Origin of the sequence: Actinokineospora inagensis DSM 44258, assembly GCF_000482865.1 — a bacterium.
Lineage (GTDB): Bacteria > Actinomycetota > Actinomycetes > Mycobacteriales > Pseudonocardiaceae > Actinokineospora > Actinokineospora inagensis.
In genome coordinates this window covers 718-14986 of record NZ_KI519523.1, presented here as the reverse complement: position 1 = coordinate 14986, position 14269 = coordinate 718, and the positions used below count along the sequence as shown (strand labels likewise).

Below are 14269 nucleotides of genomic sequence, written 5' to 3'. Positions count from 1 at the left end.
ACATGGAGTACACGAATCTTGGCCGCACCGGGCTGAAGGTGTCCCGGCTGGTGCTGGGCACGATGAACTTCGGCCCGGAGACCGCCGAGGACGACAGCCACCGGATCATGGACCGGGCGCACGAGCACGGCATCAACTTCTTCGACACGGCCAACGTCTACGGCTGGCAGAAGGGCGAGGGGGTCACCGAGCAGATCATCGGCCGCTGGTTCGCCCAGGGCGGCGGCAGGCGCGAGCGGACCGTGCTGGCCACCAAGGTGTTCGGCGGCATGGGCGACTGGCCCAACGAGGACCGACTGTCCGCGTTGAACATCCGACGCGCCGCCGAGGGCTCGCTGCGCCGGTTGCAGACCGACCACATCGACCTGTACCAGATGCACCACGTCGACCGGGCGACGCCGTGGGAGGAGATCTGGGAGGCGTTCAGCGTCCTGCGCCAGCAGGGCAAGGTGCTCTACTTCGGATCGTCCAACTTCGCCGGGTGGCACATCGCGCAGGCGCAGGAAGCGGCCAAGCAGCGCGGGTTCCTCGGTCTGGTCGCCGAGCAGTCGATCTACAACCTGCTGACCCGCTGGGTCGAGCTGGAGGTCCTGCCCGCCGCGCAGCACTACGGTCTCGGGGTCATCCCGTGGTCGCCGCTGCACGGTGGCCTGCTCGGCGGCATCATCCGCAAGCAGAAGGAAGGCGGCGGCTCCCGCGGTCTGTCCGGCCGCTCCGGCGACGCGCTGCAGGAACACCGCACGTCGATCGAGGCGTACGAGAACCTGGCGGCGGAGTTCGGCGAGAACCCGGCGGACCTGGCGCTGGCCTGGCTGCTCTCCCGCGAGGGCGTCACCGGCCCGATCATCGGCCCGCGCACCATCGAGCAGCTCGACGGTTCGCTGCGCGCGCTGGAGATCGAGCTGTCCGCCGACGCCCTGTCCACATTGGACGAATTGTTCCCGGCGCCCGGCCCGAACGGCGCCAAGCCCGCCCCCGAGGCGTACGCCTGGTAGCGGTTCCCGGTGGCCCTCGGCTTTTCCGGTTGAGGGCCACCGGATCTCTGCGAGGATGGTCGGCGATGACCACTCTCGCTTCCCTGCGCGGCCTCGCCCTCGGCGACGCCCTCGGTTCCCAGTTCTTCGTCCCCGCCAACCGCGACCACCTCGACACCCGCACCCTGCCGCCCGGCCTCTGGCAGTGGACCGACGACACCGAGATGGCCTGCTCGATCCACGCCGTGCTGAACGCGCACGGCCACATCGACCAGGACGCCTTGGCCACCAGTTTCGCCGAGCACCACGACTTCGACCGCGGCTACGGCCCCTCCGTCAACCGCATGCTCCGCCTCATCCGCACCGGCGAACCCTGGCGCGACCTGGCCGCCGCGGTATTCGACGGCGCGGGCTCCTACGGCAACGGCGCCGCCATGCGCGTCGCCCCTCTCGGCGTCTTCTTCGCCCACGACCTCGCCCTGTGTGCCGACCAGGCCGCCTTGTCCGCCGCCATCACCCACACCCACCCCGAGGGCATCGCGGGTGCCATCGCCGTCGCCGTGGCAGCCGCCCTGGCCACCCGCGCCCCCATCGACCCCGCCGACTTCCTCACCGACGTCTTGGACCACGTCCCACCGAGCGCCGTCCACGACGGCATAGCCCGCGCTCGCACCCTGACCACGGCCGAAGAGGCCGCGATCCAACTGGGGAACGGGCGCCACACCAGTGCCCAGGACACCGTGCCGCACGCGCTGTGGGTCGCCGCCCACCACCTCACCGACTTCGAGTCGGCGTTCTGGACCACGGCGTCAGCCGGTGGCGACATCGACACGAATTGCGCCATCGTCGGCGGAATCGTGGCCGCGCGCGTCGGCCTGGACGGATTGCCGACCTGGCCGTGCGAACCGCTCCCGACCTGGGCCGGAATCAGCGGGACCTAATCGTCGACATCGTCGATTCCGTCGTCGTCGCGGGCCAGGAAAGTGGCGAGGCGTTCGACGGGGGTTTCGAAGTCGGGGTTGAGGTCGACGAAGGCGCGGAGGCGGTCGGCGAGCCAGGCGAGGGTGACAGATTCCTCGCCGCGGCGTTCTTCCAGTTCTTCGATGCCGCGGTCGGTGAAGTACATGGGGGTCCTTGAGGGTAAAAGAAGGGGCCGCCGGGAAGGGTGAGTAACCGGCGGCCCCGAGAACAGAGGGGTTATTCGAAGGCCTTCGAGATCAGCGAGCGCTGCTCCAGCTCGTGGACCTTGCTCGACCCCGCCGACGGCGCCGACATGGGGCGGCGGGAGACGCGGGTGATGCGGGAGATCCGGTCCGGGAACAGCTCCGGGAGGGCGAGGCCGTAGAACGGCCACGAACCCTGGTTGGCAGGCTCCTCCTGCACCCACCGCACGTCGGCGGCGTTCGGGTAGCGGTCGAAGATGGCGCCGATCTTGCGCTGCGGCACCGGGTACAACTGCTCGATGCGGACGATCGCGGTGTCCGTGCGGGCCTGCTTGTCCCGCTCGGCGGCGAGCTCGTAGTAGAGCTTGCCGGAGACGAACAGCAGGCGGGTGACGCCGTTGGGCGACGGCTGGGCCGGGTCGTCGATGACCGAGTTGAACCGGGTGTCGTCGATGAAGTCCTCGACCGGGGACACCGCGGCCTTGTTGCGCAGCATGGACTTCGGCGTGAACACCACCAGCGGGCGCTGCACACCGTCCAACGCGTGCCTGCGCAGCAGGTGGAAGTAGTTCGCCGGGGTCGACGGCACCGCGACGGTCATCGAACCCTCGGCGCACAGTTGCAGCCAGCGCTCGATGCGGCCGGAGGTGTGGTCCGGGCCCTGGCCCTCGTGGCCGTGCGGCAGCAGCACCACCACGTCGGACACCTGGCCCCACTTGGCCTCCGACGACGAGATGTACTCGTCGATCACCGACTGGGCGCCGTTGACGAAGTCACCGAACTGGGCCTCCCACAGCACCAGCGCCTCGGGGTTGGCCACCGAGTAGCCGTACTCGAAGCCCAGCGCCGCGTACTCCGAGAGCGCCGAGTCGTAGACCATGAACTTGCCCTGGTCGGCGGACAGGTTCTGCAGCGGCAGGTACTCGCGGCCGGTCTTGCGGTCGATGACCGCGGCGTGCCGCTGGGTGAACGTGCCGCGCCGCGAGTCCTGGCCCGCCAGCCGGATGCTGCGGCCCTCCAGGGTCAGCGACCCGAACGCCAGCAGCTCGCCGAACGCCCAGTCGACGCCGCCCTCGCGGGCCATCTTCTCCCGCCGCTCCAGCACCGGCTTGACCCGCGGGTGCACGCTGAACCCGTCCGGCAGGTTGACGTGCGCGTCGGCGATGGCCTCCACCACCGAGCGCGGCACGCCGGTGGTCAGCTTCGTCGGCACCTGCTGGTCGCGCTCCACCGACGGGCTCGGCGAGATCGGGTGCTTCTCCAGCTCCCTGACCTCGTTGAACACGTGCTCGAGCTGGCTGGAGAAGTCGCGCAGGGCCTTCTCGGCCTCGTCGACCGAGATGTCGCCGCGGCCGATCAGGGCCTCGGTGTAGCCCTTTCGGACACTGCGCTTCGTGTCGATGATGTCGTACATGCCCGGTTGGGTCATCGACGGGTCGTCGCCCTCGTTGTGGCCGCGGCGGCGGTAGCAGACCAGGTCGACCACGACGTCCTTGTTGAACGTCTGCCGGTAGTCCATCGCCAGCCGCGCCACCCAGTAGCAGGCCTCCGGGTCGTCGCCGTTCACGTGGAACACCGGCGCCTGGATCATCTTCGCCACGTCCGTCGCGTACTGCGATGACCGCGAGTTCTCCGGGGCGGTGGTGAACCCGACCTGGTTGTTGATGACCACGTGCACGGTGCCGCCGGTGCGGTACCCGCGCAGCAGCGCCAGGTTCAGCGTCTCGGCCACCACGCCCTGACCGGCGAACGCGGCGTCGCCGTGCAGCGCGACCGGCAGCACGGAGAACCCGACGCCGCTCTCGTCGCCCTTGTCCAGCAGGTCCTGCTTGGCCCGCACGATGCCCTCGAGCACCGGGTCGACCGTCTCCAGGTGCGACGGGTTCGCGGTCAGCGACACCTTGGTCTCGCCGTCGCCGAACATCCGGAAGTACTTGCCCTCGGCGCCGAGGTGGTACTTCACGTCGCCGGAGCCGTGCGCCTGGCCAGGGTCCAGGTTGCCCTCGAACTCCTGGAAGATCTGCGAGATCGGCTTGCCGACGATGTTGGCCAGCACGTTGAGCCGACCGCGGTGCGGCATGCCGATGACGACCTCGTCGAGTTCGTACTCGGCGGCCTTGTCCAGCAGCGTGTCCAGCAGCGGGATGACCGACTCGCCGCCCTCCAGCGAGAACCGCTTCTGCCCGACGTACTTGGTCTGCAGGAACGTCTCGAACGCCTCGGCCGCGTTCAGCTTGGACAGCACGTACTTCTGCACGGCGGCCGGGGGCTTCTCGTGCGCCACCTCGACCCGCTCCTGGATCCAGCGCCGCTCGGCCGGGTCGAGGATGTAGGTGTACTCGACGCCGACGGTGCGGCAGTACGAGTCGCGCAGCACGCCGAGCACGTCGCGCAGCTTCATCCGCTCCTTGCCCGCGAACCCGCCGACCGGGAACTCCCGGTCCAGGTCCCACAGGGTCAGGCCGTGCGAGAGGACGTCGAGGTCCTCGTGCTTGCGCTGCCGGTAGTTCAGCGGGTCCGTGTCGGCCATCAGGTGGCCGCGGGTGCGGTATGCGTCGATCAGGCCGATGACCCTGGCGGTCTTGTCGACCGGGCCCTCGGACAGGTCCTCGGTCCACCGGATCGGCTCGTAGGGGATGCGCAGCGAGGTGAAGATGTCGTCGTAGAAGCCGTCTTCACCGAGCAGCAGGTGGTGGATCTCGCGGAGGAACTCGCCGGACTCGGCGCCCTGGATGATCCGGTGGTCGTAGGTGGACGTCAGCGTGATGATCTTGCTGATGCCCATCTCGATCAGCGTCTTCTCGCTGGCCCCCTGGAACGGCGCCGGGTACTCCATCGCGCCGACGCCGAGGATGGTGCCCTGGCCGACCGAGAGCCGCGGCACCGAGTGGTTGGTGCCGATGCCGCCCGGGTTGGTCAGCGAGATCGTGGTGCCCGCGAAGTCGTCGGTGGTCAGCGCGCCGCCGCGGGCCTTGCGGATCAGGTCCTCGTAGGCCTGCCAGAACTGCTGGAAGGACATCCCCTCGCAGCCCTTGATGGAGGCCACCACCAGGTTGCGCGAGCCGTCCTTGCCCGGCAGGTCGATCGCCAGGCCCAGGTTCACGTGCTCGGGGGTGACCCCGAACGCCTTGTTCTCGGCCTCGGCGTAGTGCCGGTTCATGTTCGGGTACGCCTCCAGCGCCCGAACCATGGCGTAGCCGATCAGGTGGGTGAACGAGACCTTCCCGCCGCGGGTCCGCTTCAGGTGGTTGTTGATCACGATGCGGTTGTCCGCGAGCAGCTTCGCCGGGACCGAGCGCACGCTGGTGGCGGTCGGCAGCGCCAGCGACGCGTTCATGTTCTTCGCGATCGCGGCGGCGGCACCGCGCAGCGGCTTGCGCTCCTCGCCACCCGCGGCGATCGGCTCGACCGGCCGGGCCGGGGCCTTGTTGTTCGCGGGCTGCACGGCCTGGGCCGACTTCGCCGGGGCGGCGGCGACCGAGGCGGGCGCTGTGGTCGCCTTCACCGGGGCGACCCTGCCGTTACCGGTGGAAGGCGCCGCCGGCGCCGCGGTGGTCTTCACGGGCGGCACGCTCGTCGGCGCCGTGCTCGCGGTGGCCTTGGCCGTCGTCGCGGGCTTGGCGGCCGTCGTCGTCGAGTTCTTGGCAGTGGCGTCCGCGGTCTTCGCCTGTGCGGCACCCTGGGTCGCCGCCCGGGGTGTTGGCTTGTAGTCCGCGAAGAAGTCGTGCCACGCGGGGTCTACCGACGACGGGTCCGCGAGGAACTGCTCGTACATCTCCTCGACGAGCCACTCGTTCGCACCGAACTGTGACGCAGGACTGCTGCTGGACACGGCTGGCTCTCGCCTCTATCCATCTCGATCTTCGACTTGAACACACTCCCCGTCAGGCTAGTCCCCCGGTCAGGACGGTGGTTACCCAACCAACCGGCCGTGGCGCACCTCATGTGTGGTGCTGCCGACTGTATCGGTTGAGGAACCGATCATGTGCGGTAAGCCGCCACCGCGGGACCCACTCGTCATCCCTCGGCGGCCCCCTGTTCACCGCCGCGCCAGCCCCCCTCGGTGATCGCCGAACGGTCGCCGAATGGTCCTGTTCGGCCCGTCTGCCGCCGGGCAGCGGAAGCCGAGCGGCACCCGCGCGCCGCCCAGGCCCGACGGTCGGTTGTCGGGCAGCGCCCGTCGAGTGGGTTTCCCGACCACCGCCCGGAAAAACCCACCCGAGGCGGTGATCCCACCGCCCGGTCCGTCCGACGGGCCCGCCCGCCGGGGCGTCCGGAGCCGCCGCCGGACCGGTCACCGGTCCCGTGGCCGCCGGACAACACGATGTTGGGATTTGTAGGCGGCGAAACCGGCTCGTCCTCGATCTGGTTGGGGATGAGGTGCAGGCGGCGCAGGCCGACCCGTTCGACCTCGCGCACGGTGTAGCCGTAGCGGCGGAGCAGGTGCATGCCGGTGACGACGACCCGGGCGGACAGGTGGTCGCTGTCCTGCACGGCCAGCATGATGTCGCGCAGCTTGCTCGGCTGGCGTCGAGGAGACCGGGATGTCGGGGCCGGGCCGGCTCATGTCGGAGGTGAAGTGCCGTTCCAGCACCCGGGCGCCCAGCGGTACCGCGCCGAGGCACGGGTAGATGGTCGTGGTGTGGTCGGAGAGGCCGAGCACCGTGTCCGGGAAGGCGGCCCCCAGTTCTGTTGTTCATCCCGCTACCCCGCTCAACCGGTCGAGGCGGGTTGTTCGTGCGGCTCCATCGTGCCCAGGTCCCACAGCCGGGCGTAGTAGCCGTTGGCGGCGAGCAGTTCGGCGTGCGCGCCCTGCTCCACGATCCGGCCGTCGGCCAGCACCACGATCGTGTCGGCGCGGGCGGCGGTGGCCAGCCGGTGCGCGACGACGAACGTGGTGCGGTGCGCGGTCACGTGCTCGCTCGCCCGCAGCACGGCGGCCTCGGTGGCCGGGTCCAGCGCGGCGGTGGCCTCGTCGAGCAGCAGGATGTCCGGGGAGACCAGTTCGGCCCTGGCCAGGGCCACCAGTTGCCGCTGACCGGCCGAGAGCCCCTGCCCGCGTTCGCCGACCGGGTGGTGGAAGCCCCCGGTGAGACCCGCGACCATCGGCAGCGCCCCGACCGCCCGGACCGCCGCCTCCACCTCGGCCGGGGACGCCTCCGGCGAGCCGTAGGCCACGTTGCGGGCGACGTCACCGGTGAACAGGTGCGCCTCCTGCGGGACGACCCCGAGCCGACCGCGGTACGCCGACGGGTCGAACCCGCGCAGGTCGGTCCCGTCGACCAGCACCGACCCCGAGGTGGGGTCGTAGAACCGGGCGATCAGCTTGACCACGGTGGACTTGCCCGCGCCGGTCGCGCCGACCAGCGCCACCGTCTCACCCGGCCGCGCCAGCAAGGTCAGCCCGGACACGGCGGGCCGGTCGGTGCCCGGGTAGGTGAAGCTGACGTCGCGCAGCTCGACCGCGCCCGCCAGCCGCGCGGGCACCGGCACCGGGTCGGCGGGCGGTTCCACCGACGTCGGCGTGCGCAGCAGGTCGGAGATCCGCTGCAGGCCGACCCGCGCCTGCTGGTACCCGTCGAACACGCTGGACAACTGCTGCACCGGGGCGAAGAACAGGCCGAGGTAGAGCAGGAACGCCAGCAGCACACCGGGGCTCAGCGTCCCGTCGGCGACCCGGTTCGCGCCCACCACCAGCACGGCCGCCTGCCCCAGCCCGGACAGCATCGACACGAACGGGAAGTACGTGGCGATGTAGCGCTGGGCGCGCAGCCGGGTCCGCCGGTACCGGTCGCTGCGCTCGGCGAACCGCCGCGCCGACACGCCCTCCCTGGTGTACGCCTGCGCCACCCGCAGCCCGGTCACGTTCTCCTGCATGTCCGCGTTGACCACGCTGACCTGCTCGCGCGCCTCCGCGTACGCCTTCGACGACACCCGCTGGAAGACCACCGTGGCGACCACCAGCAGCGGCAGCACCGCCAGCCCCACCGCGGCCAGCGACAGGTCGGTGACCAGCAGCGCGACCGTCACCGCGACCACGGTCAACACGCTGGCGACGGCGGTGGTGAGCCCGGTCTGCAGGAACGTCGACAACGCGTCCACGTCCGTGGTCATCCTGGTCATGATCCGACCGGCGAGTTCGCGCTCGTAGTAGTCCAACCCGAGCCGCTGCAGGTGGGCGTAGCTGCGCACCCGCAGCAGGTAGAGCAACCGCTCGCCGACCCGCGCGGTCAGCACCGTCGACGCCGCCGTGTTCCACCACGACACCACGACCAGCAGCGCCGCCACCACCGTGACCGTCACCAGCGTCCCGCCGGACTTGGTGAGCACGCCCGCGTCGACCCCGCTGCGGAACAGCGCGGGCAGCACCACGGACGTGACCGAGTCCAGCACGACCAACCCCAGGACCACGGCCAACGCCCACCGCGCGGGCCGCAGCAGGCTCCGCAGCCGGAACCCGGGATCGGGCCGGGTCGGGTCCTCGCCGCCGAGGTCCGGTTCCTCGGTGGCCGGGGGCAGCGCCGCCACCTGGGCCAGCAGCTCCTCGGTCGGTGGCAGACCGCCCAGGTCGGCGCCGCCCATCGGGCCCATGCCGCCACCCATGCCACCGCCTCGACCACCACCGCCACCACCGCCACCACCGGCACGGCCCGCGCGACCACCGATCGCGTTCTGCGTCACCCGCACCGCCGTGGGTGCGTCCGGCGCGTCATCCGGCCACAGCGACCGGGTGACCCCGTCCGGCCCCGGCACCAGCTCGGCGGGCCGGTCGTCCGGCTCCTCGATCGCCTCGCCCGGCCCGGCCAGCAGCGACCGGTACAGCGCGCACCGCGCGGACAGCTCGGCGTGCGTGCCGACGTCGACGACCTTCCCCTTGTCCAGCACCGCGATCCGGTCGGCCAGCGCCAGCGTGGACCGCCGGTGCGCGATCAGCAGCGTGGTCCGCGCCGCGGTGACCGCGCGCAGCGTGTCGTGGATGGCCGACTCAGTGGCCGTGTCGACCGCCGAGGTGGCGTCGTCGAGCACCAGCACCCGGGGGTCCGACAGCAGCGCCCTGGCCAGCGCGACCCGCTGCCGCTGCCCGCCGGACAGCGTCAACCCGCGCTCGCCGACCACCGTGTCGTACCCGGCGGGCAGCGCGGAGATGAACTCGTGCGCCTGCGCCGCCCGCGCGGCCGCCTCGACGTCCTCGGTCGTCGCGTCCGGTCTGCCGTAGGCGATGTTGGCGCGCACCGTGTCCGAGAACAGGAACGCCTCTTCGAACACCACCCCGACCGTGGACCGCAGCGACGCCAGCCGCAGGTCGCGCAGATCGACCCCGCCGACCCGGATCACGCCGGACTGCACGTCGTAGAAGCGGGGTAGCAGCAACGACACCGTCGACTTGCCCGACCCCGCCGTGCCCACCAGCGCCAGCGTCTCCCCGGGCGACACCGCCAGGCTCACCCCGTCTAGCACCGGCTCGCTGCGCGTGTACCCGAACGCGACCTCGGACAGCTCCACCGCGACCGGACCGGTGGGCACGTCCACCGCGTCCGGCTTCTCGGTGACGTCCGGCTGCGAGTCGACCAGCTCGTACACCCGCTCCACACCGGCCCTGGCCAGTTGCGCGTTGACCAGCAGCCCGGCCAACAGCCGGGTCGGGCCGACCAGGTTCGCCACGTAGCTGGCGAAGGCCAGGAAGGTGCCCAGCGTGACGTGCCCGTTCAGGGCCAGGTAGCCGCCCAGCGCCAGCACCGCGACCTGACCGGCGGCGGGCATCGCCACCAGGGTGGCCGCGGGCCTCGACGTCAGCCGGGCGGTGCGCATCCGCTGCGCGAACAGCGTGCGCGCCGCGCGCTCCAGCCTGCCGACCTCGCGCACCTCCTGCCCGAAGCCCTTCACCACGCGCACCCCGGTGACGGTCTCCTCGACCTGCTGCGCCACGTCGGCCGCGCTCTGCTGCGCCGCCCAGGTGGCCGGGAACAGCCGGGACCGGGTGCGCGCCGCCACCACCGCGACCACCGGGGTGACCACCAGCGCGACCACCGTGAGCAGCGGCGAGAGCCACACCATCGCGCCCAGCGCCAGCACCGCGAAGACCACGGTGCCCACCGACAGCGGCACCATCATCAGCAGGCCCTGCACCAACTGCAGGTCGGTGATCGACCGGGACACGACCTGACCGGTGCGCAGCGCGTCCTGCTTGCCGCCGTCGAGCCGCTGGACCGCGCGGAACACCGCCTGCCGCAGGTCGTGCTGCACGTCCAAGGCGAGCCGCCCACCGAGGTAGCGGCGCAGGAAGGCGCTGGCGAAGGTCAGCACCTCCATGCCGGCCAGCGCCGCCACCAGCCAGGCCAGTCGGTTGGTGCGGCCCGCCACCGCGTCGTCCACGACGAACTTGACCAGCAGCGGACCGGCCGCCTGGAAGCCGACGCCGACCACGGACGCGACCATGGCCGAGAGCACCAGGGCACGGTGCTGCCAGGCGGCGGAGCTCAGGCGCCGGATCCAGCCGGGAGATGTCGTCACGCGGTCAGGGTAGGCGGGAAACCGCCCTCCGTGCGGAGAGCGGCCCGCTGCCTGTGGACAACTCGCGATCAACCAGGTTGGCCCTGGTTGGCGGTTATGTCAGGTGATGTCCCGCTTGGCGTTGCGCCAGAGCCCGAGACCGAACAGCAGCGCCGTCCAGCCGAGGAAGATCAGCCCGCTGATCCACAGCGAGAACGCGCCCGGCGCGCCCGCGACCACCCGGACGCCCTCCTCCAGGTTGTTGATCGCGTCCTGGTCCCGGATCACCCCGCCGCGGTCGAGGACCATGGTCTTGATCTGGTCGCTGAGCAGCGAGGCCGCCGTCGAGCCGGTCAACCCGTTCGCCGACCCGTTGGGCAGGATGCCCGCCAGGTGCGGCGCGTTGGTCACGCCCGCGATCACCACCTCGCCGAACGGGCCGATGATCAGCGCGTACACCAGCAGCAGCACGACCGCGCCGGTGGTGGAGCCCATCAGCGCGCCGACGCCGAGGCCGACCAGCGTCCACAGCACACAGGAGAGGATCCCGGCCAGCAGGATCAGGAACCACTGCTCCCCGTCGGGCAGGTAGTTGCTCGACGAGCCCGCCGACACGCCCGCGCTGACCAGCAGCGAGATCACCACGCCGTAGATCAGGCCCCAGATCACGTAGGTGACCGCCTTGGCGGTCAGCACCGCGCCCCTGGTCGCCCCGGTCAGGAACGTGGTGGTGATCGTCCGGTTCCGCAGCTCCGAGGCGATGCCCAGCGCGCCGAAGACCATCGGGAAGATGGTGGCCATGTTGACGCCCCTGGTCAGCGCCAGCACCGACCAGGAGATCTGGTCGATCGGGACGTCGAAGTCGCGGATCAGCTCGTTGTCGTTGAGCCGGTCGGCCACGCTGGTGGCCAGCGCCGCCCAGCCGAAGGCGTCCGCGAAGGACACCACCAGGGCCGGGATCATCAGCGCCCACCACAGCTTCGTGGTGAGGATCTTGCGGAACTCGGCGGTGATCAGCTCGCCCATCAGGCCTTGCCCCCCTCGCCGGCGCCCTTGTCCACGTCGGACTCAGCGGACTCCGGTGTTGCTGCTGGTGTGTCCGGCGGCGGTGGCGCCTGCGCCGCCTCGACCGACTGGATCTGCTCCGACGGCACCGACTGCGTCGGCTCGTCGCTGTCGAAGGCGCTCTCCGGCGGCTCGGTCGACGTCGGCGCCGCGGGCGGCTGCTCGGTCGGCGTCGGTACAACCGGCGGCTGGTAAGGGGAAGCGGGCTGCTGGTACTGCGGCGCCTGGTAGGGCGACTGCTGCTGGTACGGCTGCTGGAACTGCTGCTGCGTGTACTGCTGCTGTTGGAAGCCGCCGTACTGGGGTGCCTGCTGCTGGTAGGGCTGCTGGTACTGCTGCTGCGGCAACTGCACCGGCTGCGGCCCCGTCTGGTACGGGTTCACCGGCGGGACCGGCGCGCCGAACCCCGTCGCCTGCTGCCCGCTCTCGAACCCCGGCGGCGCGTACCCCTGCGCCGCCCACTGCCCGCTGGTCAGCCGGAGGAACAACTGCTCGAGGTCGGCCCGCTCCTCCTGCACCCCGTAGAGCGCGATCCCGGCCTTGGTGGCGATGTCGCCGACCTGCTGCACGGTGGCGTTGGTGATCGCCAGCCGACCGTCCGGCAGGCCGGTCACCCCGGTGATCCCGTTCTCCTGCAACGCCGTCGCCAGCGCCTGCGGGTCCGCGGGCTGCACCAGCACCCGGGACTCCTGCGACCGGCGCAGCTCGTCCAGGCTGCCGTAGTACATGGTCTGGCCGCGGCTGACGATGACCACCTGGTCGATGGTCTGCTCCACCTCGGCCAGCAGGTGACTGGAGATCAGCACGGTCCGGCCGGACGCCGCGTAGGACTTCAGGAACGAGCGCAGCCAGGCGATGCCCTCCGGGTCCAACCCGTTCGCGGGCTCGTCGAGCACCAGCACCCGAGGGTCACCGAGCAGCGCGGTCGCCAACGCCAACCGCTGCTTCATGCCCAGCGAGAACGCGCCCGCCTGCCTGCTCGCCGCCCCGCCGAGGCCCACCAGTTGCAGCACCTCGAACGCGCGCTGGTCCGGCACCCCCATCGCCGCCGCGTACACCCGCAGGTGGTTGATCGCCGACCGCTTCGGGTGGAAACCCTGCGCCTCCAACACCGCGCCGACCACCCGCGCCGGGTTGCCCAACTGGTGGAACGGCGCCCCGTTGATCGTCGCCTCGCCCGCCGTCGGCCGCACCAGGCCCAACAGCATCCGCAGCGTCGTCGTCTTCCCCGCCCCGTTCGGCCCGAGGAACCCGGTCACCGACCCCGGCTCCACCTGGAAGCTCAGGTTCTGCACCGCGGCCACCTGACCGAAGTTCTTGGTCAGGCCGCGCACCACGATGCGACCACTACCGTCCTGCACAGGTTCCTCCACCTCGCCGGCCCTGCCGTGGCGGACATCTTGCCCCATCCACGTCCGCGCCCGCGGGGACCCGGCCGACAAAACGCGAAACCGGCACGAACCGTTCACCCAGGACCGAGGCGGACCTCACCCAGGGTCAACGCCCGTGCTCACCCGGTGCCGGATCCAGCACGACCGGCAACTCCGCGGTGATCTCACCCGGCGACTCCGGCGGCACCAGCCGGGCCTGCCGCGAGAACGGGTTGCGCAACGGCAGCTTCCGCTCCCGGTGCGGCACCCCCTCGCCGATCAGGTGCTCGTGCGCCATCCGCCACACCTGGCACGGCCACCGCCGCCCCCGCGACCCCCGCCACCCCCCGGGCGGGCACGCCTGGCAACGGCTCTCCTCATCCGGCTGGTGCACGGTCAACAACAACCGCCAGCCATCGGCCAACCTGCTGATCTCCGTGCGCGCCAACGGCAACAGCGTGGACGCGTCCGCCGAACCGGCCGCCTCGTCCAACGACGCCAACCGGCGCAACACCGCCGCCCGCACGGGTTCGACGTCCGCGGGCGGCGCTTCCGCGCGCCCCCCGACCTGGTCCCGATCCCGCCCCCCGCGCGCCACCGGGGCCTCAGCCCGCCGAGCCGTCAGCGGCCCGCCCCGCCGCCTGGTCCAACACCAGACCCAGCGACCGGGTCTGCTGCGCGGACAACACCGCCGACGCCCCCGGCGGCGGCACCAACACGACCCGACCGTCCTCGACCAGCACCGTCAACGCCCGGTCCCTGCCGAACGGATCGTGGCACCCGACACACCACCGTGGCTCAGTCACCGAACAAACATCGACCGAACCCCGCCACGACCCAAGCCGCGACCGCCGGATTCACCCCATCGCGCACATTCTCACCCGTTGGGTGGCAAACCTCGACAAGAAGTAATCCCACCCGCACCCCCCGTGCGGCGCGCCCGATCGAGATATGCCTAAACTATGCGTGGCGGCCCGCTCCCAGTGACCCCCAGGCTGGTTGAGCGGGCCGCCGCCCGAAGGGCGGCGGCTACTCGCGGAAAGCGCTCGTGGGTTCGGGCGTCCATTACTCCCGGGGGGCGACCCCCCGGACCCCCACGGTGCGGCGGGCGCCGGAACCAGCGGTGCTCGCTCGGGCCTGTCGGCCCTCACATCGAGTACGTAACCAATGGGTTTGTCGCCGACGGTGCGGCGGGCGCCGGAACCAG

At 71.3% G+C, this 14269-nt stretch carries 9 protein-coding genes and 2 pseudogenes; 2 read left to right on the top strand and 9 right to left on the bottom strand.

Going from position 1 to position 14269, the window contains the following annotated elements:
* The first annotated feature begins 2 nt into the window (after nt 1–2).
* Nucleotides 3–995 (top strand): aldo/keto reductase, encoded by a 993-nt coding sequence (locus H504_RS0132425; protein WP_026426195.1) that lies wholly within the window; start codon nt 3–5, stop codon nt 993–995.
* 65 nt (nt 996–1060) lie between these two features.
* Complete coding sequence (locus tag H504_RS0132420) at nt 1061–1915, top strand: ADP-ribosylglycohydrolase family protein (RefSeq protein ID WP_026426194.1); 855 nt, start codon at nt 1061–1063, stop codon at nt 1913–1915.
* Here H504_RS0132420 and H504_RS0132415 read toward each other — a convergent pair.
* The 9 genes and pseudogenes from H504_RS0132415 to H504_RS38165 form a co-directional block, all read right to left on the bottom strand.
* Nucleotides 1912–2100, bottom strand: a complete 189-nt coding sequence (locus H504_RS0132415) for a DUF6104 family protein (RefSeq protein ID WP_026426193.1) — start codon at nt 2098–2100, stop codon at nt 1912–1914. The two genes, H504_RS0132420 and H504_RS0132415, sit on opposite strands and share 4 nt — an antisense overlap.
* Before the next feature lie 71 nt (nt 2101–2171).
* Nucleotides 2172–5969 (bottom strand): multifunctional oxoglutarate decarboxylase/oxoglutarate dehydrogenase thiamine pyrophosphate-binding subunit/dihydrolipoyllysine-residue succinyltransferase subunit, encoded by a 3798-nt coding sequence (locus tag H504_RS0132410; protein ID WP_026426192.1) that lies wholly within the window; start codon nt 5967–5969, stop codon nt 2172–2174.
* 185 nt (nt 5970–6154) lie between these two features.
* Nucleotides 6155–6640 (bottom strand): hypothetical protein, encoded by a 486-nt coding sequence (locus H504_RS43500; RefSeq protein ID WP_026426191.1) that lies wholly within the window; start codon nt 6638–6640, stop codon nt 6155–6157.
* Nucleotides 6641–6668: 28 nt separating this feature from the next.
* Nucleotides 6669–6824: pseudogene (locus H504_RS43495) on the bottom strand (N-acetylneuraminate synthase family protein); the annotation flags it as partial.
* Nucleotides 6825–6850: 26 nt separating this feature from the next.
* Entirely contained in the window at nt 6851–10648 is a 3798-nt protein-coding gene (locus H504_RS38180; protein WP_035307344.1) for an ABC transporter ATP-binding protein, read from the bottom strand.
* 99 nt (nt 10649–10747) lie between these two features.
* Complete coding sequence (locus H504_RS0132395; protein WP_026426190.1) at nt 10748–11653, bottom strand: ABC transporter permease subunit; 906 nt, start codon at nt 11651–11653, stop codon at nt 10748–10750.
* A gap of 263 nt (nt 11654–11916) precedes the next feature.
* Nucleotides 11917–13053, bottom strand: a pseudogene (locus H504_RS38175) (ABC transporter ATP-binding protein); the annotation flags it as partial.
* Nucleotides 13054–13189: 136 nt separating this feature from the next.
* Nucleotides 13190–13660, bottom strand: coding sequence for a hypothetical protein (locus H504_RS38170; RefSeq protein WP_245614553.1), 471 nt, complete (start codon nt 13658–13660; stop codon nt 13190–13192).
* A gap of 7 nt (nt 13661–13667) precedes the next feature.
* Nucleotides 13668–13868 carry a hypothetical protein gene (locus H504_RS38165; RefSeq protein WP_051386495.1) on the bottom strand — a complete coding sequence of 67 codons (201 nt, stop codon included), beginning with the start codon at nt 13866–13868 and terminating at the stop codon, nt 13668–13670.
* Between the last annotated feature and the right edge of the window lie 401 nt (nt 13869–14269).

Coding starts and splice junctions, on each gene's coding strand:
- H504_RS43500 (WP_026426191.1), bottom strand. CDS start 6,640: ATGCTGGCCGTGCAGGACAGCGACCACCTGTCCGCCCGGGTCGTCGTC.
- H504_RS0132395 (WP_026426190.1), bottom strand. CDS start 11,653: ATGGGCGAGCTGATCACCGCCGAGTTCCGCAAGATCCTCACCACGAAG.
- H504_RS0132420 (WP_026426194.1), top strand. CDS start 1,061: ATGACCACTCTCGCTTCCCTGCGCGGCCTCGCCCTCGGCGACGCCCTC.
- H504_RS0132425 (WP_026426195.1), top strand. CDS start 3: ATGGAGTACACGAATCTTGGCCGCACCGGGCTGAAGGTGTCCCGGCTG.
- H504_RS0132415 (WP_026426193.1), bottom strand. CDS start 2,100: ATGTACTTCACCGACCGCGGCATCGAAGAACTGGAAGAACGCCGCGGC.